This window comes from Cupriavidus sp. Agwp_2, assembly GCF_040784895.1.
GTDB lineage: Bacteria > Pseudomonadota > Gammaproteobacteria > Burkholderiales > Burkholderiaceae > Cupriavidus.
This window is the reverse complement of record NZ_CP088084.1, coordinates 126,575-149,837: the sequence shown is the minus strand read 5'-3', so window position 1 is coordinate 149,837 and position 23,263 is coordinate 126,575. Positions and strand designations below refer to the sequence as shown.

Here is a 23,263-nt window from a genome sequence, read left to right as displayed (position 1 = left end):
CTATTCGCCCTGCGGAGCCCTTTCCGCCCTGCGGCAACCACTGCCGCTTGCGCAACGTCAGTGTCGCATCTTGCGAACTGTGCATAGTCGAGAATCAAAAAGGGGCGCGCGCGCTGCGGCATTTTCCATCCAGAAACGCTGGCACCGACCCCATCCATACAGCATTGCCGGGACAAGACACACCGGCCCAGGGGGAAATCAGCATGGACCAGGATCGGAGCCGGCGCCACAGGGCTGGGCGGGCTGGCGGCACGCCGCGCCGCGTTGCCGGCGCCGCCACCTTCGCCCTGCTCCTGGCCTGCCTGCTGGCGCCGGCTGCCGCGCAACTCGCTGCACAACCGCCCGCCCCCCACGGCGCGCTGGCGCCCTGGGCGTGGCCGCTGGCGCTGCTCAGTGCCGCCGCGCTGCTGGCGTTGGCCGTCAACTACCTGCGCCTGCGCCGCCAGGTACGGCTCACAATCCATGCCGAGACCCTGCTCCAGCGGCAATTGGCATTCAAGAACGCCCTGCTCGGCGCGCTGCCCTATCCGGTGGCTGCGCGCGATGCCGCGCAGCGCTACATCGAGGTCAATCCGGCCTTCGAGGCCCTGTGCGGATTCGGGCGCGACGACATCATCGGCCGGCCCGCCGGCGCCGCCATCTCGGGCCAGAGCGCCGAAGTCACGGCCGCTACCGACTCGCTCTGCCGCGAGGCCCTGGCGACCATGGCGCCGGCCTGCTTGCAACTGGACATCCGCAGCAACGGCGGGAATATCCGCCGCGTCCTTTACTGGGCCAGCCCCTTCCGCGACGGTGACGGTGACGGCAGCACCGGCGGCGTGATCACGACACTGGTCGACATCACCGAGATCTGCGAAGCGCAGCAGCGTGCGCGGTTGCTGGAACGGCGCCTGCAGGACGTGACCAGCAGCTTGCCAGCCATCGTCTACCAGATCCGCAAGCCCCATGATGGCAGCCCGCCGGCCTACACCTACGCCGCCGGCGGCACCGACTCCTCGCTCGGCATCACGCCGATGGCCCTGATGACGCCGCCCGGTGCAGTGGGCCGCCACCTGCATCCGGACGATATCGCGCTGGTGCACGATGCGCTTTCGCGGCCGCCACCCTGCACGCCGGTAGATCTCGACGTCCGTGTGCTGGGCCGGCATGGCCTGCGCTGGGCCAGAATTCGGTCGGTCGGCCGCTACGAGGGCGATGCCACGGTATGGAGCGGCGTGGTGGCCGACGTCACCGACCAGCACCGCCAGGCCGCGGCGCTGGCGCGCGCCAAGGATGCCGCGGAAGCCTCGCTGCGCGCCAAGGAAAGCTTCCTGGCGATGATGAGCCATGAAATCCGCACCCCCCTGAACGGCGTGCTCGGAATGGTCGAGGTGCTGCGGCGCACGAAACTGGATACCGAGCAGCACCGCATGCTGGCGCTGGCGCAGGAGTCAGGCTACGCGCTGGCGCAGATCCTCGACGACGTGCTCGACTACGCCCGCATCGAGGCCGGCCGCCTGGCCATCCTGCCTGCGCCGATGGACCTGCGCGCCTTGTCCGACAGCGTGCTCGGCCTGCTCGCGCCGCAGGCGCACAACAAGCAGCTGCACCTGCGCGTGCATATCGCCGCCGAGGTGCCCGCCAGTATCGAGGCCGACACCATCCGGCTGCGCCAGATCCTGTTCAACCTGCTGGGCAACGCCATCAAGTTCACCGACCACGGCTCGGTAACGCTGCGGCTGGAAGCCGCTCCGGTACAGGACGGCGCGGTGCTGGTCATCCTCAGCGTCAGCGATACCGGCATCGGCATCTCGCCGGAAGACCAGGGACGGCTGTTCGCCCCCTTCGTGCAGAGCGAGCAAAGCTCCGCGCGGCAGCATGGCGGCACCGGCCTGGGACTGTCGATCTGCAAGCGGCTGGCGGACCTGATGGGCGGCAAGCTGTCGATACACAGCGAGCCCGGTGAAGGCACCCTGGTGTCGCTGCGGCTGCGTTGCCCGGTCGTTGCCCGCGACTACGACCTGCCGGCGCTGCGCGGGCGCACCGTGCTGCTGGACCTGGCCGACGCCGCGCTGGCCGGCACCCTGCGGCAGCATGCCAGGGCCGCGGGCATGCGCGTATTCGATCCAGCGGGCCAAAGCGAGTCCGGGTCCGAGTCCGAGTCCGGGGCCGGGGCCGACTGCATCCGCCTGACCGATGCCGGGCCGCCTGCCGGGGAAGCTCCCGCCGCTGCCCCCGCGGACCGGGTCGTCCATATCACGAGCACGCCTAAACAGCTCGGCTTCCGCGTCTGCGAATCGGGCGTCAGGCTGAGCCAGAACCCCCTGCGCTGGTCGGCTTTCCTGGGTGCCATGGATGCGGCGCTGGGCATGCCCGACGCCGGTGCCGGTGCCGGACAGGAGCCCGCCGCGGGCGCCGACGGCCCCGACATCTCCACGCATCCCGCCGATCCTGTTGTGGTGACCACACCCGACGGCGAACCCGTGCACGTGCTGGTCGTCGAAGACCATCCGATCAACCGGGAACTGATCCGGCAGCAGCTGGACGTGCTCGGCTACGCCCGCACCGTCTGCCGCGACGGCGCCGAGGCGCTGGCCAGGCTGCAGCAGTCGCGGTTCCACCTGGTGCTGACCGATTGCCATATGCCGGGCATGGACGGCTTCGAGCTGGCGCACGCCATCCGCGCCAGCGCAGACGCGCGCGTGCGCGGCCTGCCCATTGTCGGCGTGACCGCCACCACGCTCGCGGAAGAGCATGCACGCTGCTTTGCGGTGGGCATGAACCAGTGCGTGCTCAAGCCCACCACGCTCGCTTCGCTGCAGGCTGCGATGTCGCGCGCGCTGGAATTTCCGGAAGCCATCGCGGATGCCATCATCCCCAGCGGCCGGCAAGGCCCGCCGACGGAAGCCGCGCCGCTGCGCTTCGAGCCTGCCCGTCTGTGCGCCGGGCAGCTGGGCGGTGCGCTGGGGCCGCCGCCCTGGTCCGGGCCCATGCTGGCGACCTGCATCGGGGCGCTGCGGGCCGACCGCGATGAACTGAAGGCGCTGCTGCCCGGCGCGGCAGTGGGCGAGCTGCGGCGCTGGTGCCACCGTGCCAGCGGCGCGATGTCGGTGTTCGGGCATGCCTATGTCGACCAGCTCGTCGACCGGTTCGGCGCCGCCCTGAAGGCCAGCGATCCGGCACGCATCCGCGCAGTCGGCGCCGTCGTGCTGGCCATGATGGAGCACCTGCTCGGCCTGCTCGGGCAACAACAACAGCCAGACACAACTGGCGTGGACTGATGGCCGGCCAACCGACTCTCCGGCTCTCCGGCTCTCCGGCGATGCCACGACCAGGCCAGCGATCGCAAGACTTTGACGGGAGCTTTCGATGTTCATACGTGTCATGCTTGCCGATGACCACCCGCTGATCCTGCTGGGGGCGCGCCAGGTGCTGGGCGCCGAACTCGGCCTCACGCTGGTGGGCGAGGCCAACAACGCCGACGCGCTGTTCGACCTGCTTGGCAGCGTCGAATGCGATGTGCTGGTGACGGACTTCTCCATGCCGGGCGAGCGCAATGCCGACGGCCTGGTGATGCTGGGCATGATCCGGCGGCGCTTTCCCGCCGTGCGCATCGTCGTGCTGACCATGCTGGACAACCCGGCGCTGCTGCAGAACATGCGCGATGCCGGCGCGCTCGGCCTGCTCAGCAAGCGCGGCGACATGGCCGAACTGCCCGCCGCGATCATTTGCGCGTACCGGCATCGCGCCTTCCTTGGCAAGTCCGTGCAGAAGGCAATCGAGACGCTGCGCAGTGCGCGCGGCTCGGCAGTCCCGGCGCAGGCACTAAGCCCGCGCGAGATCGAGGTCCTGCGCCTGTACGTCGGCGGCATGTCGGTGTCGGAGGTGGCGCAGCACCTGCACCGCAGCATCAAGACCATCAGCACGCACAAGCACAGCGCCATGGAAAAGCTGGGCCTGCGCAGCGATGCCGATCTTTACCACTATGCGGTGCAGAACGGCCTGGTCTGATCCCGGCGCGGTGCCTGGCTAGCGCCGCGGCGCGCTGGCCGCCGGTGGCGGCTTCAGCAGCGGAAACGGGTTGATCGCGCCGCCGGCGGCATAGATGCCGTAGTGCAGGTGCGGCGGCGTGCCGCGGGCATTGCCGGTGGTGCCGACATAGCCCAGCACCGTGCCCGGCGCAACGATATCGCCCGCGCGTATCGCCGCGTAGTCGTCGAGGTGGGCGTAGTAGTGCATCTGCCGGCCCGGTCCCATCACCCAGACCACCTTGCCGCCGAGCGAATTGGTGCCCACCCGCGAGACGATGCCTTCCGTGGCCGACAGCACCGGTCGGCCGCGTGGCGCGAAGATGTCGATACCTTCATGCTTGCGGCCGCCAGAGCGCGCGCCGTGCCAGGTATCGCGCAGCGCCCGCGCCGCGACGCCCTGCACCGGGACCGGCAGCGCCGCCGGCGCCGGGCGGGTGGCGAGGCGGGCCGCGTAGATGGCGCGTTCCAGCTGGGGCTGCAGCCATGGCCATGCGGCCCAAAGGATGGCGGCCACCACCGCCGCTGCGGCCAGGCGCGCCAGCAAGGGCCGGCGACGGGGGGCATCGCCGGCCCCTTCTGGCGAAGAGGACGGGTCAGGAGCCGGGCCGCGATGGGGATCGAATTGAGGCATATCCGCTTCGACGGCAACGCGGCAGACAAATTCCGCACGCCGCCGGGTGTCGCCCCCGTCACTACGCAGGCAACAACCGCGCTTCCGCGAACCAATTGCGTGGCGGGCCGGTCATACCTCGACTTATCGAAAGCAACTAGGAGAAGGCATGGATTGTCCGGTGTGCCCGCAGACGCAACTGGTGATGTCCGAACGTCAGGGCATCGAGATCGACTACTGCCCGAAGTGCCGCGGCGTATGGCTGGACCGCGGCGAACTCGACAAGATCCTGGAGCGCTCCGTCGCCGCGGCGCCCGCGCCGCAGGCCGTGGCGCCCGCCGCGACGCCCCAGCAAGGCTACGGCGACCGGGACCGCGGCCATGATCGTGACCGCACTCGTGACCATGACCGGGACCGCTATTACGACGATCGCCAGCAGAAGCACTATCGCAAGAAGAGCATCTGGCACGAGTTGTTCGACTGAACGCCGGCAGCGCGCAATCGCGTGCCATCGAGCGGAGTAATCCGGCGGTCCTGCTAACCCTTGCGCCGCCGGCGCGCTACCTCCGCAGCCGCGTCGCGCAGTTCCGGCGGCAATGCGCGGAGCTCCGCCGCGAAGAACGCCCGCTCGGCGGCGCGCAGCGCCGGAAACTGCGCCGCCAGCCGCTCCACCGCCGCGCAGGCTTTTGCCGTGGCGCCTTGTTCGTGCGTCAGGTACCAGGCCGATTCCAGCAACAGGTTGGCCAGTTGCAAGGGCCCCAGGCTGACATGGCCCGCGTCGTGGTCCTCCAGCGCAAAGGCGGCCACTGCCGACCAGCGCACGAAACCCTTGGCCGGCGCGAACGGCGCATGGAAGGGGCGCAACGCGTCGATGGCATCGGCCACGGATAGCGGGCGCTGGCGCCGAAAGGCGGCCACGCTGGCCGCACCCTTGACCTCGCCGGCCCCTGCACCGCCGGGTGCATCCGGCCCACAGCTGCCGCGCGCGATGCGCAGCAGGAATATCGCGTTCCACGCGGTGCCGCCGCCCACCCCGAAGCGGTCGCAGATCCATTCCGACAGCCCCAGCCAGCGCATCGCCTGACGTTGCACTGCGCCGGCATCGAGCGCGCGTCCGGGATCGACCAGGCCATGGCGCCAGAACAGCCACAGGCACAGGCCGATATTGGCCGAAGCATGCTGTACGGCATCGACCGAATCGGCTTCGTAGCCCGCCTGCAAGGCTGCCGCGAAAGCATCGAGGGCATGCTGCGCCGACAGCGCCGGCGCCACGTTACCGGCGGCGGCCTTGCCCATCGCACCGGCCTTGTACAGTAAACCCTCCAGGTTCAGCACCTCGAAGCGCAGGCGCGGGTTGTAGCGTATCGCCGGGGATAGCTCCGGATCCGCGCGCAGCGCGGCCAGCCCGGCGCCTGCGCCCTCGTGGTCGCCGCGCGTATAGCGGGCCCAGGCGCGCACCACGTGCGCCATCGCCGCGAAGGTGGGCATGGCGGCGGCGGGACTGCCGGCCCGCGCCAGCCGGTCAAAGCGAGCCAGCGCGGCGCGGCTCTGCCCGAGGCTGCCGCAGCGGCGCCACGCCAGGCTTTCCTTGAGCAACGACAGCGCCTGCTGGAACGGGTCGCCGGCACTGCGTTGCGCCGCGCGGAATGCCTCGGCCACGGCGGTGCCGTGCGCGCCGGCATAGCCGTCCTGCGCGCTGCGCATGGCCTGCGTCAGCTCGCTCCAGAAAGCCATGTCGCGCATCACGTAGGCCGCGCCGTCCGGCATGCCAGGCGCCGGCGCCGCCGCCTCGCCAAAGCCCAGTTGCCGGGCCAGCGCCGCCGGTCCCAGCGTGCGGCCGTGCGCGACGAAGCGCAGCCGCCCGGCCTGCGCCTCCGTCATCCAGAACGGCCCCCGGCTGCGCTGCGCGGGGTTGGCTGTCGCCGGATCGCGTTGCCGGTCCGCGCCCCAGCCCACCGCCACGCCCCATCGCGCGAAGTCCGCGAAGGCGCGCGAGACCAGCATGCGAAGGTTGGCGGCAGCGGGGAAGGCGCTGCGCACGGCCGCTACTTTCACGTCGAGGCCGCTGCGCTGCGCATGCCAGGCGCGCGCCAGCAGCCAGACCGACTGGAAGCGGGCTGGACCGCCATTGACGCGGTACGGTGCGCAGACGTCGATGCAAAGCTGGGCGGCGGGCATGGCGGAAGCAGTGGCAGGCTGGATCGGGTCGAAGGGGGGTGCAGCGCCGCCATGTTACGCAAGTTACAGCGTGCGCGGTTGGCGTGCTCAGGGCGCTCTCCTATGCTGCGCACCACGGTCCGGGCCCGGATTGCCAACAGAAGATTTCCATCTCACCCCAACACGCTACTGCCATGCCTATCCGAATCGCCCGTTTGCTGTCCCCGCTGGCCGTGGGATTCGCCCTGCTTGCCGCCACGCTGCCCGCTGCCGCGCGCCAAGACGCGACGCTCGACGCCGCCGCGCTGTTCCGCCAGGCCGGCACCACCGGCACCATCGTCATCCATGACCTGCGCCGCGATCGTGTGCTGACCTACAACGCAGCGCGCGCCGCCACGCAATACTCACCCGCTTCCACCTTCAAGATCATGAACTCGCTGATCGGCCTGGACAGCGGCGCCGTCGCCGACACCGGCCACGACAAGCTGCCTTGGGACGGCAAGGTCTGGCTGGTCGGCGGCAAGGCCATCCTGCCCGAAGCCTGCAATGCAGACGTGCCACTGAGCGTGGCCTTCCCCAATTCGTGCGTGCCCGCCTACCAGGCGCTGGCGCGGCGGGTCGGCAGCGCGGCGTACCAGCGCTACCTGAGCGCCTCGCACTATGGCAATGCCGACAGCTCGGGGCCGGTGGACCGCTTCTGGCTCAATGGCAGGCTGCAGATCTCCGCCTACCAGCAAATCGATTTCCTCAAGGGCCTGGTGCAACGCACGCTGCCGTTCTCGCCGGCCGCGTTCGATGGCGTGGACCGGCTGACAGTGATCGAACGCACGACGGGCTATACGCTGCACGGCAAGACCGGCTGGGCCGATTCGACGCAGCCGGCCGTGGGCTGGCTGGTCGGATGGGTGGAGCGCGGCGGCGACAACTACCTGTTCGCGCTCAATCTCGACATGCTGAAGCCCGAGCACGCCAAGGCGCGGATGGAGATCGTACGCGCGGCGCTGCGGCAGGTCGGGGCACTGCCGGATTGAACGGCTCTCGCGCCAAGAGGCACCGGCGGCGGCTAGGGCCTTCGAACTACGGCACCGTCCCGCCGAGCTGCCGCAATAGCGTCTTCACGATTTCGTCGTGCAGATCCAGCGCGGCAGCGAGCGTCGGCGCGCCGTAGCTTTGATTGTCGTGCTCGCCCATGCCGGTCACGCGGGTCACGAACAGCGGTGCGTCGCCTGACGCCTGCGCCAGTCCCCGAAAACGCGTGGTGACCACGCCGCCGCTGTCCTGCAACAGCGTGCGGCGGAATATGGGGTCGTTCTCGGCCATCCAGCGCTCCCACGCCTCGCGCCCCGCCACCTCCACCGGGCGGTTCTTCAGGTCCAGGACGTAGTAGCGGCTCCAGCGGCCGGGTTCTGCGCGGGCCTTCATCGTCTTGCTCCACCTCCGGTTGTCCGGTTTCTACGCTAGCCAGCTGACGGGCGGCGCGCAAGCAAAGTGCGCTATTAGCAACCCATAAGTCATGCGGCGCATCGGCCGTGCGGGTTTTCCCGTGGTTGAGTTCTGCCCTCGACTAATCTTTAATTCAACATGAATTAATTAATACCGGAGCCGGCGCCCATGTGCGTCGGCCAGAGGACGGAGACAACATGACCGCATCCAAGGCAGGCCGTGGCGTGAATTCCGCCAGCCTGCGCCTGTACAACGAACGCGCGCTGCTGTTGGCGTTGCGCCGGGCCGGAGAGGCGTCGAAGGCCGATCTAGCGCGGATGGCGCAGCTGACCAACACCGCCGTCGGCAGCATCGTGCAAACCCTCGCCGACGAAGGGCTGGTCGAGCAGGCCGGGCGCCGCACCGAAGGCCAGCGCGGCCAGCCCGCCAGCCTGATCCGGCTCAAGGCCAAGGGCGCCTTCGGCATCGGCGTGCGGCTCGACCGCGGCAGCATCGAGACCGTGATGGTGGACTTTGCCGGCGAACTGCTCGCCAGCCATGCCCACCAACTGGTCCTGCCCCACCCCGAGCAGGCACTGGAACTGGTGCGTCGCGATATCGAGGCGATGCGCGCCCAGCTCAGCCCGGACGAGCAGAAGCGGCTGCTGGGAATCGGCGTGGCGCAGCCCTATAACCTCGGGGCGTGGCTGCGCGAGCTGGATGTGCAGGGCCAGGACTTCCAGGCGAGCTTCCGCGCCTGGGACGAAGCCGACTTCGCTGCGATGCTCAATAGCGTCACCGGCCTGCCGGTGTTCAGCGAGAACGACGGCACCGCCGCCGCCGTGGCCGAGCTGTTCTACGGGCGCCACCATGCGCAGCATTTCCTCTATGTGTTCCTGGGCCCGGCCATCGGCGGCGGCGTGGTGCTCAATGGCGACTGCGTGCGCGGCGTGTCGGGGAATGCCGGCGATATCGCCATGATGCCGGTGCCGCCCAGCACCCTGCCCTCCGCGCCCGCCCCCGGCGGCAAGCGGCGCGACCTGCTGCTGTCGCGCGCGTCGCTCAATGCGCTGACGCGCCACCTGCGCTATCACGGCGTGGCGGTCAACGGCCATGCCGACCTGCAGCGACAGGCCGAACTGGGCCATCCGGCGGTGGCGGAATGGATCGACGACTGCGTCGACGCGCTGGCGCCCGCCCTGCAATCAGCGCTGGCGGTGCTCGACGTGCCGCTGGTGATCTTCGACGCCGACATCGACGGCGGGCTGGTGTCGACCCTGATCGACCGGCTGCAGCAGGCGCTGGCCGACAGCGCGCCCGAAGCGCGCGCGCCCGCCACCGTGGTGCGCGGCTGCTTCGGCGCCAACGCTGGCGCGGTCGGCGCCGCGTCGCTGCCGATGTTCATGAACTTCTCGCCGCGCGCCGAACTGCTCAAGGGCGCCTCGGCCATCGTCCCGGAGGCCAGCCATGCCATGGTCTGAAGCATCGCGCACCCTGCCCCTGTCGCAGCGCCCGCTTGACGCCGCCGCCGCTGGCGCTGGCGCGCCGCTGCTGGCGCTGCGCAATATTTCCAAGACCTTTCCCGGTGTGAAGGCGCTCAGCAACGTGCAGCTGACCGTCTACGCGGGGGAAGTCCATGCGCTGATGGGCGAGAACGGCGCCGGCAAATCGACGCTGATGAAGATCCTGTCGGGCGCCTACACCGCCGACCCTGGCGCCGAGTGCCACATCGCCGGAGAGCCGGTCGCCTTCGGCGGCCCCGCCGCGGCGCGCGAGCACGGCATCGCCGTGATCTACCAGGAACTGAGCCTGGCGCCGAACCTGAGCGTGGCCGAGAACATCTACCTGGGCCGGCATCTGCACCGCCGCGGCATGGTCGACCGGGCCGCCATGGCCAGCGCGTGCGAAGCCACGCTGGCGCGGCTCGGGGCGGATTTCACGCCGGCCACGCCGGTGCACACGCTGTCGATCGCGCAGCGCCAGCTGGTCGAGATCGCACGCGCGGTGCACTTCGAGACGCGCATCCTGGTAATGGATGAACCCACCACGCCGCTGTCCACCCGCGAGACCGACCGGTTGTTCGCGCTGATCCGCCAGCTGCGCGCCGAAGGCATGGCGATCATCTACATCAGCCATCGCATGGCCGAGATCGACGAGCTGGCCGACCGCGTCACGGTGCTGCGCGACGGCTGCTTCGTCGGCACGCTGGAACGCGACGACCTGACCCGGGCCGCACTGGTCAAGATGATGGTGGGCCGCGACCTGTCCGGCTTCTACACCAAGACCCATGGCGAGACACGCCGGGGCGAGATCATGCTGTCGGTGCGCAACATGTCCGATGGCCGGCGCGTGCGGCCATGCAGCTTCGACCTGCGCGCCGGCGAAGTGCTGGGGCTGGCCGGGCTGGTCGGCGCCGGCCGTACCGAGCTGGCGCGGCTGGTCTTCGGCGCCGATGCGCGCACCGATGGTGCCGTGTTCGTCGCTGGCACGCCGCTGGCGATTGCCAGCCCGCGGCAAGCGATAGACGCCGGCATCGCCTACCTGACCGAGGACCGCAAGCTGCAGGGCCTGTTCCTGGACCAGAGCGTGCACGAGAACATCAACCTGATCGTGGCGGCCCGCGACGCGCTGCGCGGCGGCCGGCTCAATCGCGCCAGCGCGCGGCAGCGCACCGCGCAGGCGATCCGCTCGCTCGGCATCCGCGTGGCGCATGCGCAGGTCAATGTGGGCGCCCTGTCCGGCGGCAACCAGCAGAAGGTAATGCTGTCGCGGCTGCTGGAAACGCGGCCGCGCGTGCTGATCCTGGATGAGCCAACGCGCGGCGTGGATATCGGCGCCAAGGCGGAGATCTATCGGCTGGTGGACGAGCTGGCCCGCTCGGGCGTAGCCGTGCTGCTGATCTCCAGCGAACTGCCCGAGGTGGTCGGCCTGTGCGACCGCGTGCTGGTGATGCGCGAAGGCGAACTGGTCGGGGAAGTGGCCGGCTGTGCCGATGCGGCTGGCATGCAGGAACGGATCATTGCGCTGGCGACAGGCGCGGGTGGGGACATTCAACACACCACACTGCATTGACGAGGCCCGCGGTTGCTCCCCTCTCCCAAGCGGGAGAGGGGAGCAAACAATCGGTTCAGCAGTCGCCAATTGCAAGACATATACGCACATAAGCACTTCGGCCCCCGCAGGCACGACGTTCCGACAAGGAGACACCATGCGCAACCCCTTCCATCCCACCGCCCACGCCACTGCAGCCGTCGCCCCATCCACCGGCCCGGCCCTGCCGGGCGCCGCCGGCCGCGCCACTACGCAGGAGCGCCTGCGCGCGCTCGGCATGCTGCCGGTGCTGGTGCTGCTCTGCTTCGGCTTCACGCTGCTGACCGACAACTTCGCCAGCCTGCAGAACCTGTCGATCATCGCGCAGCAGGCGTCGATCAACCTGGTGCTGGCCGCGGGCATGACCTTTGTCATCCTGACCGGCGGCATCGACCTTTCGGTGGGATCGATCCTGTCGGTGTCCGCGGTAGTGGCGATGCTGGTTTCGCTGGTGCCGCAGCTGGCGGCGCTGAGCGTGCCCGCTGCGCTGCTGTGCGGGCTGCTGTTCGGGCTGGTCAACGGCGCGCTGATCGCCTTCATGAAACTGCCGCCGTTCATCGTGACGCTCGGCAGCCTGACCGCGGTGCGCGGCCTGGCCCGGCTGGTGGGCCATGACAGCACCGTCTACAACCCCGACATCTCCTTTGCCTTCATCGGCAACGGCGACCTGCTGGGCATGCCCTGGCTGGTCGTGATCGCCGCAGCAGTGGTGGCGGTGTCGTGGCTGGTGCTGCGCCGCACGGTGCTGGGCCTGCAGATCTATGCCGTTGGCGGCAACGCCGAGGCGGCCCGGCTGTCGGGCATCAAGGTGTGGGTGGTGCTGCTCTTCGTCTATGCCGTGTCCGGCCTGCTGTCGGGGCTGGGTGGCGTCATGTCGGCATCGCGGCTGTACGCGGCCAACGGCCTGCAGCTTGGCCAGTCCTATGAGCTGGACGCGATTGCCGCGGTGATCCTGGGTGGCACCAGCTTCGTTGGCGGGGTCGGCTCGATCACCGGCACGCTGGTCGGCGCACTGATCATCGCGGTGCTGTCCAACGGCCTGATCCTGCTGGGCGTGTCGGATATCTGGCAATACATCATCAAGGGGCTGGTGATCATCGGCGCGGTGGCGCTGGACCGCTACCGCCAGAAAGGCTCGGCGCGGACGTGACTAACGCCCCTGCACAACGCCCTGACAGGAGACAGATCGTGATCAAGCCTTTCCTCTGCGCACTGGCAGTGGGCGCCCTGGCCGCGCTCAGCGCGCCGCCGGCCGCCGCGCAGGCGCCGTCGCAGCCTGCCGCACAAACCCCGCCGCGCCAGCTCAAGAAGGTCGGCGTAACGCTGGGCTCGCTCGGCAACCCGTATTTCGTCGCGCTGGCGCGAGGTGCCGAAGCCGCGGCACGGCAGGTCAATCCCGACGTCAAGGTCACCGTGCTGTCGGCGGACTATGACCTGAACAAGCAGTTCACCCATATCGACAGCTTTATCGTCGCCAAAGTCGACCTGATCCTGATCAACGCGGCGGATGCGCGGGCGATCGAGCCCGCCGTGCGCAAGGCGCGCAAGGCCGGCATCGTGGTGGTGGCGGTCGATGTGGCGGCCGCCGGTGCCGATGCCACGGTGCAGACCGACAACACCCAGGCCGGCGAGCTGGCGTGCGGCTTTATCGCCGAGCGGCTCAAGGGGCGCGGCAACGTGATCATCCAGAACGGGCCGCCGGTGTCGGCGGTGCTCGATCGCGTGAAGGGCTGCAAGGCCGTGCTGGCGCGGCACCCCGACATCCGCATCCTGTCGGACGACCAGGACGCCAAGGGCTCGCGCGAGGGCGGCCTGAACGTGATGCAGCTGTACCTGACGCGCTTTCCCAAGGTCGACGCGGTCTTCACCATCAACGACCCGCAGGCCGTGGGCGCCGACCTGGCCGCGCGCCAGCTCAACCGCCGCGACATCCTGATCGCTTCGGTCGACGGCGCACCCGATATCGAAGCCGCGCTCAAGGCCGATACGCTGGTGCAGGCGTCGGCCAGCCAGGACCCGTGGGCCATCGCGCGCACCGCGGTGCGGCTGGGCGTCGGCATGATGAACGGCCAACGTCCCGCCGCGCCGACGGTGATGCTGCCATCGACACTGGTGACGCGCGCCAATGTCGGCCAGTACAAGGGCTGGGCCGCGCCGCGCTGAGCGGCATGGCCTGCCATCTTTTCAAATCGCCTTGCCTAACACACCGTTTCTTCCTGACATGATGGACAGCCTTTCCACCGCGGCCCCGGCCGCGGCCCACGCGCCCGAATTCGGCTTCGTCCTGTTCGGCGCCACCGGCGACCTGGCGCGGCGCAAGCTGCTGCCGGCGCTGTTCGATGCGCACGCCGCCGGCGCGTTGCACCCGCGCGGGCGCATCCTGGCGCTGGGCAGCCAGCCGCTGTCGCACGACGCCTATGTTGCCATGCTGAACGACGAGGTGCTGCCGGCGCTGGCCGGCAACGTCGCGGCCTGGCAAGGGTTCCTGGAGCGCATCGTGTACCTGCAGGTCGATGCCAACGCCGATGCCGGCTTCGATGCGCTCGCCGAACTGGTCAACGCCCGCGCGGCGCCGGTGGTGGTGTGCTACCTGGCAACGGCACCTCACCTCTTCGCCACCATCTGCGCCCAGCTGGCGCGCGTTGGGCTGGCCGGCGAGCGCAGCCGGGTGGTACTGGAGAAGCCGCTCGGCCATGACCTGGCGTCGTCCGAAGCCATCAATGCCGAAGTGGCGCGGCATTTCGCCGAGGACCGCATCTATCGCATCGACCATTACCTGGGCAAGGAGTCGGTGCAGAACCTGATGGCGATGCGTTTCGGCAACGTGCTGTTCGAGCCCCTGTGGCGGCGCGAATGGGTGCGCCAGGTGCAGATCACCATTGCCGAAGAGCTGGGCGTGGAGCGGCGCGGCGGCTTCTACGACGGCATCGGCGCGCTGCGCGACATGGTGCAGAACCACTTGCTGCAGCTGCTTTGCATGGTGGCGATGGAGCCGCCCACCAGCCTGTCGGAAGACGCCATCCGCGACGAGAAGCTCAAGATCCTGAAGGCGCTGCGCCCGATCCGCACCGAGGACGTGGCCGAGAAAGTGGTACGCGGGCAGTATTGCCGCGGCGCCGCCGGCGGCAATCCGGTGCCGGGCTACGCCAGCGAGCCGGGTATCGCCCCGGACAGCCGCACCGAGACCTTTGTCGCGATCCGCGCCGAGATCGCCAACTGGCGCTGGGCCGGTGTGCCGTTCTACCTGCGTACCGGCAAGCGCATGCAATCGCGCGTGGCCGAGATCGTGATCCATTTCCACGACGTACCGTACCCGCTGTTCCCGCATCCGCTGGGCACCATGGCCGGCAACCGTCTGGTGATCACGCTGCAGCCGGAAGAGAGCATCCGCCTCTATTTCCTGACCAAGCAGCCGGGCGACACGCAGGCGCTGCTGCCCGCCTCGCTCGACCTGCAGCTGACCAGCGCGGCCCCGCGCGTGCGGCGCGTGGGTGCGTATGAGCGGCTGCTGCTCGACGTGATCCGCGGCCGGCTGGGGCTGTTCGTTCGCCGCGACGAGCAGGTGCAGGCGTGGCGCTGGGTCGCGCCGATCCTGCAGGCGTGGGAGAACACTACCGCGCCGCCCAAGCCATATACCGCCGGCACCTGGGGGCCGGCGGCCTCCAGCGCCCTGCTGTCTCGCGACGGCCAGGCCTGGCACGAGGAAATGTAGGAGCCATCGACATGCACACCACCCTCCCCGCCTGGCAAGCGCTGCGCGCCCATGCCGAGACCCTGCTCCATACCCATATGCGCGACTGGTTCGACGGCCCGCATGGCCTTGTGCGCGCCGAGCGCCTCACCGCCGAGGCCTGCGGCCTGACGCTCGACTTCGCCAAGAACCGCATCACCGGCGAGACCCTGCAACTGCTGCTCGACCTGGCAGGCCAGGCACGCGTGGCAGAACGGCGCGATGCCATGTTCGCCGGCGAGCCGGTCAACACCACCGAGCGCCGCGCCGCGCTGCATATCGCGTTGCGCGCTTACCCGGAAGACGGTTACCGTGCGCTCGGCGTGCCGGTCGGCGAGGACGTTGCCGCGGTGCTGGCGCAAATGGAACGATTTGCCGATGCCGTGCGCAGCGGCGCCTGGACCGGCTTTGACGGCCGCGCGATCACCGATGTGGTCAACATCGGCATCGGCGGCTCGGACCTGGGACCGCGCATGGTCTGCCGTGCGCTGGCAAGCGCCGGAATGGCCGACCACGCCGGGCCGCGCATGCATTTCGTCGCCAACGTCGACGGCAGCGACCTGGCGCGCACGCTGGCGCCGCTGGACGCCGCGACGACGCTGGTGATCGTCTGCTCCAAGACCTTCACCACGCTGGAAACGATGGCCAATGCCGGCACCGCGCGCGACTGGTTCGTGCAGCAGGGTGCGTCTCGCGCGGACCTGGCGCGCCATTTCGTGGCGGTCTCGACCAACCGCGAGGCGGTGGCCGCGTTCGGCATCGACCCGGCCAACATGTTCCCGTTCTGGGACTGGGTAGGGGGACGCTTTTCGCTGTGGTCGGCGGTGGGACTGTCGATCGCCGTGGCGGTGGGCTTCACGCGCTTCCGCGAACTGCTCGACGGCGCGCGCGCGATGGACCTGCATTTCGCCAGCGCGCCGCCGGCGCAGAACTTGCCAATGCTGCTGGGACTGCTCGATGTCTGGTATCGCAGCTTCCTCGGCGCCGGCAGCCGCTGTGTTGCCCCTTACTGCGAACCGCTGGAGCTGTTGCCTGCCTTCCTGCAGCAACTGGAGATGGAAAGCAATGGCAAGTCGGTGCGGCTCGATGGCGGCAGCATCCAGGCAGGCTCGGCCCCCGTGGTGTGGGGCACGACCGGCACCAACGGCCAGCACGCGTATTTCCAGATGATGCACCAGGGCTCGCAGCTGGTTCCGGTAGACTTCATCGCCACGCTGGAGCCGGTCAGCGACCTGCCGGGGCACCATGCCAAGCTGCTGGCCAATTGCTTCGCGCAGGGCGAGGCGCTGCTGCGCGGGCGCACCGCTGACGAAGTGCGCGCCGAAGGCGTCAGCGATGAAGCGCTGGTGCCGCACCTGGTGTTCGAAGGCAACCGGCCCAGCAATACGCTGCTGCTGCAGCGGCTGGATCCGTGGCACCTCGGTGCGCTGCTGGCATTGGCCGAGCATCGCACCTTCGTGCAGGGCGCGCTGTGGCAGATCAACTCCTTTGACCAGTGGGGCGTTGAACTGGGCAAGAAGCTGGCCGCACCGATCCAGCGCGAGCTGGAAGGCACGGCGGCCGCGACCCGGCACGACGCCTCCACCGCCGCACTGATCCGCCGCGCGCAGGCCGCCCTGGCCGCGCAAGGCGCCGAGGCCTGAGTTTTCCGCCGGAGACAACCGATGTCCACGCCTACCTCCCTGCCCCGCTATGTCGTCTTTGGCGAAGCCCTGACCGACATGGTGCGCCAGCCCGACGGCAGCTGGCTTGGCCTGCCCGGCGGCTCGTGCTGGAACGTGGCGCGCACCGGCGCGCGGCTGGGCATTGCCACCGCATTCGCCGGCAGCGTCAGCCAGGACCTGTTTGGCGACGACCTTGCCCACGCCAGCGCCGCGGCCGGGTTGGACACGCGCTTCCTGCAGCGCGTGCCGCGCTCTCCCTTCCTGGCCTTCGTCGCCTCGCGCCATCCGCCGCAGTATTTCTTTGTCGGCGACGACAGCGCCGACCTGCACTTCGATCCCGCCGCGCTGCCTGGGGGCTGGCGCCAGGCCGCTGAGGTCGTGCATTTCGGCTCGATCAGCCTGGTGCGCCAGCCGCTGGCCGCGCGGCTGTGCGAAGAAGCCACGCAGGCTGCGCAAGCCGGCAAGCGCATCGCCTTCGATCCCAATTTCCGCGACCTGATGCGTACGCCGCACTACGGCGCGGTGCTGGCGCATATGCTGCGACTGGCGAGCTACGTAAAGATCTCCGACGAGGACCTGGCAGGCCTCTTTCCCACCCTCGACACTTCTGCCGCCTTCGCGCAGGTACGCGCCATGGCGCCCGACGCCACCGTGATGCTGACGCGCGGCGCCGAGGGCATGACGCTGTTCAAAGGCAGTGCCACGGTCGAACAGCCGGCGCTGCGCGTCGAAGTCGCCGACACGGTCGGCTGCGGTGACGCCGCGATGGGCGGGTGGATGGCAGGCGTGCTGTCGGGCGCCGCACACGACCTGGCGGCGCAGGCGCGGCTTGCCGCTGCGGCGGCGGCGGTGGCGGCGACGAGGGCCGGGGCATATCCGCCGTCGCGGGAAGAAGTCGAGGGATTGCTGAACGCTAAGGCAAAAACGCCGGCGACAGCAACCGCAATCCGATCGTAAAAAACCGCTCGCCAGTCCCTCCGCCGAACACATTGCCATAGGTGGTATCGACCTGCACCCGGTCCCGCACGACCCAGAAGCGAAGCCCCGCCTGGAACGAGGGCTTGCCGCGGTTCTCGCCAAAGGTCTCGGCGACGACGGCCACACGCGGATGTACCTGGGTTTCGGTGCCTACACCCCATGTCATGCGCGTCTGTCCCGCTTCGGTGTCACGATTGGCACCGACGTTAAGGTGCGCCAGGAAGCGATCGTCGGCAAACGAGAACGACACCGGCACGTTGACATAGACGTTGCCGAACAGCTTGCGCTGTTCCGCGGTGGGATGGTGAATCAGGCCAGCCGTCAAGGCAACGCCATAGCCGCCGGTTTCCAGCGGCTTGAGCAGCGTCTTCCCCTGGAACTGCACGTTGGTGAAATCCGTGCCGCCGTCCACGCGCTGCAGCGACCCGCCCAGGCTCAGCTCCAGGTTCCCTGTAGGGTTGCAGCCCGGCAGCGCCCAGAACTCATTGCCGGCGGATTGAAACTGCATCCACGATTCAAGCTGGCAGGACTTCGGATCGACGATGCGGGCATCGTCGGTGATCAGCGGCCGCGCGGCGATCGCGGCCCGGCTGGTGACCGCGGCCAGCAAGGCCAGCGCGGCGAGACGAACAAAGACATGGTGCCATGCCATGGCAGCCCTCCTGAACACATGCGGGAACACGGCCGGCGACGATACACGGCGGTCGTGACAGGATTTCGATGAGCAGGAAAGGGACGCCGGCGGCACCGCAGCAGCGTGCGCGTGTGCCGGATTGACGTGAATGAAGCCTTGCCGGTGGCAAGGACGCTGCAGGCCGCGTCAGCGCGCGCCTGCAGCCACAAGACTGCAGTTGCTCAGCGCGCCACGGCGGCCCGGGGCGATCCCCTTCCGCGAGAATAACTGGGACAACTGTCCACGGATAGCTCCGTTTATCAGAACGGGGCGCAGTGTAATGCCTGCGCCGGAAGCGGGTCAACCCGCGCGCGGCGGGTCTTGCATCGGATCAGGAACCGGCCTTGTAGTTGGTTTCCTTGACGATTCGGGCCCAGCGGGCCGTATCTTCGGCGATGGTGGTGGCGAACTGCTCCGGCGTGCTGCCGACCGCCTCGTAGTCGATCGCCGCCAGTTTTTCCTTGATTTCCGGCAGCGCGACGATGCGCGTCACCTCCTGGTTCAACCGGGCGACAATCTCCCTGGGCGTGCCGGCAGGCGCCAGCAAGCCCGCCCACGAGTTGAACGCCATGCCGTCGAAGCCCGCCTCCTGCATGGTCGGCACCTGCGGCAGCGTCGGTGAACGCCTGGAAGCAAACACCGCCAGCGGACGCAGCTTGCCGGCCTTGATCATCGCCATCGAATTGAACGGATCGATGGTCATGTCGACCTCGCCCGACGCCACGGCCTGCATCTGCGGCCCGGTGCCCTTGTACGAAGCGCTGACGACATCAGGAATCCCCGCGTTCGCCTTGAAGCTCGCCCCGATCAGCTCGATCATGCTGCTGCCGACTGACATGCTCAGCGGCCTGGTCTTGGACTTGGCCAGCGCCACGAATTCCTGCACGGTCCTGGCCGGCACGGATGGGTGGACCACCATGACGAAGCCGATATTGCTGATCAGCGAAATCGGCGCAAAACTCTTCAGCGGCTCATAACCGGCCTTGTACAGCAGCGGGCTTAGCGTTTGCGCCCCGGCACTGTTGAGCAGCAGCGTATAGCCGTCCGGCGCGGCGCGCGCCACGATGTCGGTGCCGATGATGCCGTTGGCGCCGGGCCGGTTTTCCACCACTACCGACTGCTTCAGCGCCTCGCCCAGCTTCTGCGAGATCAGCCGCGCCACCACGTCGGTAGCGCCGCCGGGAGAGAACGGCACCACCACGCGGATCGGCTTGCTGGGATAGGTGTCGCTCCAGGCCAGCGTGGGCAGGGTGCCCAGCACGGCGGCGCACAGCATCAGGCGGCGGCGCAGGTTGACGGTCATCGGGCAGTCTCCGGTTAGCGGGCCGCCGGCACATCGCCAGGGCCCGTCATTATTCATGGTTATGAATTGGATTTTATGCCCATAAATTTCATCGTCAACTGAGGGTATGTACGGACAACGTTGGCTGGCGCGCCAGCTACTCCGGCCGCTGCTGCCGCTTGAATTCCCGCGGCGTCATTCCGAACCGTGCACGGAAATCACGCGAGGTTGACGAAGGCGACCTGATTACCTGTGCCGGGTCGACCGCGGCCATTGACCTGGGGCTGTATCTCGTTGCGCGCCATTGCGGAAGGGAGAAGGCGCAGCAGGCGGTGCGCCACATGATGTTGCAGGGGATGCGGCCGGCCAAGCTGCCGCAGGCGCATTTCTATGCCGACCTGACCCATATCCAGGATGCGCGCGTACGCCAGGCGGCCCACTTTATCGAGCAGCGCATCGACAACCCGCCTTCGCTTGATGCCATCGCGCGCTATGTAGGGCTGGGGCGGCGCCAGCTCGAACGCGCGTTCCACGAGGCGCTGGCGATGTCGCCGATGAGCTTCCAGCGTTCGCTGCGGCTCGAATACGGTAGCTGGCTGCTGCACGCCGTTCGTGCTGCGGGCCACGCTGGCGCTGATGACGCCCGAGCAGAAGGCCCTGGAAGAAGCCTCCGCCGACCTCGGCGCGAACCCGTGGACCACCTTCGTCCTGGTCACGCTGCCGCAGATCCGCGCGGGCATCGTGACGGGATCGATCTTCGCGTTCATCTCCCGCGTATGTGGCCGCGCAGGACATCCCGGTGCACCTGCCCGGCTACGGCGACCTGAAGGCCGACCTGGTCTGGGGCGGTAACTACTTCGGCATCGTCGACCTGTCGCCGTGCGCGCTGCGCATCTCGCCCGACAACGGCACCGAGCTGTCGCGCCTGGGCATGCTGGTGCGCGAGCAGATCAAGGAACAGATGCGCATCCAGCATCCGACCGAAGCGCATATCAACAACCTGAACTTCGTCACCTTCTGGCACCAGCCCACGATCGAAGGCGCCTTCTACAAGAATGTCCACGTCTTCAGCGCCGGTCAGCTGGACCGCTCGCCCGGCGGCACCGGCACCAGCGCGATGATGGCGATGTTCGAGGCACGCGGCAAGCTCGGCATGAACCAGCCCATCCTGTCCGAGGGCCTGCTCGGAAGCGGCACGTTCGAGGGCTGCCTGCTTGGCGAAGTGAGCCTGAACGGCACCCGCGCAGTGCGCCCGACGGTCAAGGGCACCGCCAGCATCCTGGGCACGGCGCGCTGGCTGATCGACCGGAACGATCCGGTGGGGGCGGGGTTCCTGGTGCGCTGAAGGCGGGTCCATCCCGTTCAGCCGGGGCGGGATGGACTACTGTCAGACGGACGCCGACGCGGCTATCAGCGCGCAACCGGGAGCGGCGAAGGCGGCGCTTTCATATGCTTCCTCTAAGGGGAGCGGCGCCGATCATCTGCCGTGAAACGACAGCTCATGGAGCCCATCGTGCAGATCACCAGCTACCGGCCATTCGGGGTCATACCCCACCGCTCCCCTGACAAGCCCGCGCATCGCGCCGCGCGGGCGGCAGACAATTCGCTGCTGCTGGTGTTGTGGGTTCTGCTATCGCTCGCATGCTGTGCCGCCGCCATGGCGGTGGTTGACGTGCTCTGATTTTCCCTCTCCTCCTTGACCCTCCGAAGCGGAGGTCTGGCTGACCGCCTCACGGTACCGCCAGACGTGCCGCCCGGCGTTGGCAGGCGCCGGGCGGCAATTTTTTTTCATTTTCCACACAGTCCATTGCACGACAATCCGGCAAGACAATATCAAGCGTAACGCGGCGCAGACAGACCGGCACTGACAAGGGAAACCGAAGATACATGTCGCCGCCGATTATTGTTTTGACAAACCCGGCCAGCGGAATCAATTGATGATTTCACCTGCTATTTCCATTACCGATTCCCGTCATCTATCGACACGCATCGCCTCCGATTATTATCGACCGACAATATATCGCCCGGCCGGTTCTATATACACCAATTCAAGCCCCTGCCGCATCACGGCAGCGTAATAATCAAATCGATTGATTTTCTATTTACTTTCCGGATAGCATGCCGGGCGCGCCGCGGAAGCCGGATCGATGCTTCCGCGGCACGTGCATTGCCCCTCCCGGCGGCATATGCCGGCCGGCCCGGAACAAATGAAAAAGGTGGAACCATCCACCCGCATAATCAGGAGACGTGAATGGCGCCTTTGCTGTTCAAGGTGGAAGACCGTCCGCCGCGCATCACTACCGTGCTGTTGGCACTTCAGCATCTGCTCGCCGCCCTCGGCGGCATTATCGCGGTACCGCTGGTGATCGGCGGGGCATTAAAGCTGCCAACCCCGGAAATCATTGCCCTGGTGAATGCCGCCCTGATCGGCTCGGGCGTGGTGACGATTATTCAATGCAAGGGCGTGGGCCCGGTGGGGATCCGCTTGCCGTGCGTGATGGGCACCAGCTTTTCCTTCGTCGGCGCTGCCATCAGCGTGGGCGCCGAGCACGGCGTGGCCGGCATCCTGGGCTCGGCGCTGGCCGGTTCGCTGCTGATGATCGTCGGCAGTCATTTCATGCCCACCATCCGCAAGCTGTTTCCCCATACGGTCACCAGCGTGGTCGTCACCATGATCGGCCTGTCGCTGATTCCGGTTGCGGTGGACTGGGCCGCCGGTGGCCGAGGCAGCCCCCAGTATGGCGCGGTCGGCAACCTGGCGATCGCGGCCTTCGTGCTGGCGCTGGTGATCGCCATGGTGCAGTGGGGCAAGGGCATGATCTCGGCCTCCGCCATCGTGATCGGCATCCTGGGCGGCTACCTGCTGTGCCTGGCGCTGGGGCTGGTCGATTTCACGCAGATGCGCAATGCGCCGGTGCTGGCGCTGCCGCAGCCGCTGCACTTCGGCCTGGCGTTCCCGGTGTCCGGCATCGTGGCGATGGCGATTGCCTACCTGGTGACGACGGTGGAATCCACCGGCACCTTCATGGCGCTCGGCTCGGCCACGCAAACGCCGATCACGGGCAACAAGCTGTCGCGCGGAATCCTGTGCGACGGCTTCGGCTCCGCCTTTGCCGCGCTGATTTCGAGCCCGCCGCTGTCCACCTTCGCGCAGAACGTCGGGGTGGTGTCGCTGACCGGTGTCGCCAGCCGCCACGTGGTGGCGCTGACCGGCGTGATGCTGCTGCTGGCCGGGCTGTTCCCGGTGCTGGGCGCGCTGGTGGTGACGATTCCGCAGCCGGTGCTCGGCGGCGCCGGCCTGATGATGTTCGCCATGATCGTCTCGGGCGGCATCAACATGCTGAGCCGGATCGAGTTCACGCAGCGCAATACGCTGATCGTGGCCGTGTCGATCGGCTGCGGCCTGGCGGTGACCTTCCGCCCGGAGTTGCTGTCCAGGCTGCCGCTGTTCGTGCAGGAAGTGTTCGGCTCGGGCATCTCGGTGGGGTCGCTGGTGGCGGTGACGCTGAACCTGGTGCTGCCGGGCGGCAAGGCTGAAGCCGCCGAGGAGGCGCAGCACGACGAAGTGGCGCAGACTTCCGGCGAACTGGCCTGAACCCAGCCGCGACGCCGGCGCGGCCGGGCAACCACCGCCTGGCCGCGTCAGT

The 23,263-nt window shown here is 68.4% G+C and carries 19 protein-coding genes and 3 pseudogenes; 16 read left to right on the top strand and 6 right to left on the bottom strand.

Features of this window, described 5'->3' with window-relative positions; all coding sequences use genetic code 11:
* Positions 1–203 precede the first annotated feature (203 nt).
* Both LPA45_RS18515 and LPA45_RS18510 read left to right on the top strand, forming a co-directional pair.
* Positions 204–3,260 (top strand): PAS domain-containing hybrid sensor histidine kinase/response regulator, encoded by a 3,057-nt coding sequence (locus LPA45_RS18515; RefSeq protein WP_317920391.1) that lies wholly within the window; start codon positions 204–206, stop codon positions 3,258–3,260.
* Positions 3,261–3,348: 88 nt separating this feature from the next.
* On the top strand, positions 3,349–3,990 hold the full coding sequence (locus tag LPA45_RS18510; protein WP_116321400.1) for a response regulator transcription factor: 642 nt from the start codon (positions 3,349–3,351) through the stop codon (positions 3,988–3,990).
* Between the two features lie 18 nt (positions 3,991–4,008).
* Here the strand turns inward: LPA45_RS18510 and LPA45_RS18505 are convergent, their stop codons facing one another.
* Entirely contained in the window at positions 4,009–4,641 is a 633-nt protein-coding gene (locus LPA45_RS18505) for a M23 family metallopeptidase (protein WP_116321401.1), read from the bottom strand.
* A gap of 148 nt (positions 4,642–4,789) precedes the next feature.
* Here LPA45_RS18505 and LPA45_RS18500 point away from each other — a divergent pair, with 148 nt between their 5' ends.
* On the top strand, positions 4,790–5,104 hold the full coding sequence (locus tag LPA45_RS18500; protein WP_317920383.1) for a zf-TFIIB domain-containing protein: 315 nt from the start codon (positions 4,790–4,792) through the stop codon (positions 5,102–5,104).
* Positions 5,105–5,157: 53 nt separating this feature from the next.
* Here LPA45_RS18500 and LPA45_RS18495 read toward each other — a convergent pair whose 3' ends face one another.
* Positions 5,158–6,798, bottom strand: coding sequence for a hypothetical protein (locus tag LPA45_RS18495; RefSeq protein ID WP_317920381.1), 1,641 nt, complete (start codon positions 6,796–6,798; stop codon positions 5,158–5,160).
* A gap of 173 nt (positions 6,799–6,971) precedes the next feature.
* Here LPA45_RS18495 and LPA45_RS18490 point away from each other — a divergent pair, with 173 nt between their 5' ends.
* Complete coding sequence (locus tag LPA45_RS18490; RefSeq protein ID WP_317920379.1) at positions 6,972–7,808, top strand: penicillin-binding transpeptidase domain-containing protein; 837 nt, start codon at positions 6,972–6,974, stop codon at positions 7,806–7,808.
* A gap of 46 nt (positions 7,809–7,854) precedes the next feature.
* On the opposite strand, the gene LPA45_RS18485 is transcribed toward LPA45_RS18490, so the two are convergent.
* On the bottom strand, positions 7,855–8,199 hold the full coding sequence (locus LPA45_RS18485; protein ID WP_317920377.1) for a hypothetical protein: 345 nt from the start codon (positions 8,197–8,199) through the stop codon (positions 7,855–7,857).
* A 218-nt stretch (positions 8,200–8,417) separates the two neighbouring features.
* Between LPA45_RS18485 and LPA45_RS18480 the strand changes: the two genes are divergently transcribed.
* From LPA45_RS18480 to LPA45_RS18450, 7 genes are all read left to right on the top strand, one after another.
* A complete protein-coding gene (locus tag LPA45_RS18480) occupies positions 8,418–9,680 on the top strand; it encodes an ROK family protein (RefSeq protein ID WP_317920375.1) in 1,263 nt (420 codons plus the stop codon).
* The gene (locus LPA45_RS18475) at positions 9,667–11,271 is read left to right on the top strand and encodes a sugar ABC transporter ATP-binding protein (RefSeq protein WP_367395086.1); all 1,605 of its coding nucleotides are present in this window, start codon (positions 9,667–9,669) and stop codon (positions 11,269–11,271) included. Before LPA45_RS18480 ends, LPA45_RS18475 begins: the two co-directional genes overlap by 14 nt.
* A 136-nt stretch (positions 11,272–11,407) precedes the next feature.
* Positions 11,408–12,439, top strand: a complete 1,032-nt coding sequence (locus LPA45_RS18470; protein ID WP_317921597.1) for a ribose ABC transporter permease — start codon at positions 11,408–11,410, stop codon at positions 12,437–12,439.
* Between the two features lie 38 nt (positions 12,440–12,477).
* Positions 12,478–13,452, top strand: coding sequence for an ABC transporter substrate-binding protein (locus LPA45_RS18465; protein WP_317921598.1), 975 nt, complete (start codon positions 12,478–12,480; stop codon positions 13,450–13,452).
* Between the two features lie 61 nt (positions 13,453–13,513).
* Positions 13,514–15,001, top strand: a complete 1,488-nt coding sequence (zwf, locus tag LPA45_RS18460) for a glucose-6-phosphate dehydrogenase (protein WP_317921653.1) — start codon at positions 13,514–13,516, stop codon at positions 14,999–15,001.
* A gap of 11 nt (positions 15,002–15,012) precedes the next feature.
* Positions 15,013–16,662, top strand: coding sequence for a glucose-6-phosphate isomerase (gene pgi, locus LPA45_RS18455; RefSeq protein ID WP_317921599.1), 1,650 nt, complete (start codon positions 15,013–15,015; stop codon positions 16,660–16,662).
* Positions 16,663–16,683: 21 nt separating this feature from the next.
* Positions 16,684–17,640 carry a carbohydrate kinase gene (locus LPA45_RS18450; protein WP_317921601.1) on the top strand — a complete coding sequence of 319 codons (957 nt, stop codon included), beginning with the start codon at positions 16,684–16,686 and terminating at the stop codon, positions 17,638–17,640.
* On the opposite strand, the gene LPA45_RS18445 is transcribed toward LPA45_RS18450, so the two are convergent.
* Positions 17,597–18,313 (bottom strand): hypothetical protein, encoded by a 717-nt coding sequence (locus tag LPA45_RS18445; protein ID WP_317921602.1) that lies wholly within the window; start codon positions 18,311–18,313, stop codon positions 17,597–17,599. The genes LPA45_RS18450 and LPA45_RS18445 overlap by 44 nt on opposite strands.
* A 352-nt stretch (positions 18,314–18,665) precedes the next feature.
* Complete coding sequence (locus LPA45_RS18440; protein WP_116321412.1) at positions 18,666–19,637, bottom strand: tripartite tricarboxylate transporter substrate binding protein; 972 nt, start codon at positions 19,635–19,637, stop codon at positions 18,666–18,668.
* Positions 19,638–19,843: 206 nt separating this feature from the next.
* Between LPA45_RS18440 and LPA45_RS18435 the strand changes: the two are divergent.
* The 4 genes and pseudogenes from LPA45_RS18435 to LPA45_RS18420 all read left to right on the top strand — a co-directional run.
* Positions 19,844–20,218, top strand: a pseudogene (locus tag LPA45_RS18435) (GlxA family transcriptional regulator); the annotation flags it as partial.
* A 4-nt stretch (positions 20,219–20,222) separates the two neighbouring features.
* Positions 20,223–20,387, top strand: a pseudogene (locus LPA45_RS18430) (ABC transporter permease); the annotation flags it as partial.
* A pseudogene (locus LPA45_RS18425) lies at positions 20,386–20,961 on the top strand (proline racemase family protein); the annotation flags it as partial. The pseudogenes LPA45_RS18430 and LPA45_RS18425, both read left to right, overlap by 2 nt.
* A gap of 156 nt (positions 20,962–21,117) precedes the next feature.
* Positions 21,118–21,297 (top strand): hypothetical protein, encoded by a 180-nt coding sequence (locus LPA45_RS18420; protein ID WP_317921607.1) that lies wholly within the window; start codon positions 21,118–21,120, stop codon positions 21,295–21,297.
* A 49-nt stretch (positions 21,298–21,346) separates the two neighbouring features.
* On the opposite strand, the gene LPA45_RS18415 is transcribed toward LPA45_RS18420, so the two are convergent.
* Positions 21,347–21,550, bottom strand: a complete 204-nt coding sequence (locus LPA45_RS18415; RefSeq protein WP_317921608.1) for a hypothetical protein — start codon at positions 21,548–21,550, stop codon at positions 21,347–21,349.
* 317 nt (positions 21,551–21,867) lie between these two features.
* Between LPA45_RS18415 and LPA45_RS18410 the strand changes: the two genes are divergently transcribed.
* On the top strand, positions 21,868–23,211 hold the full coding sequence (locus LPA45_RS18410; RefSeq protein ID WP_116321420.1) for a nucleobase:cation symporter-2 family protein: 1,344 nt from the start codon (positions 21,868–21,870) through the stop codon (positions 23,209–23,211).
* Positions 23,212–23,263 lie beyond the last annotated feature (52 nt).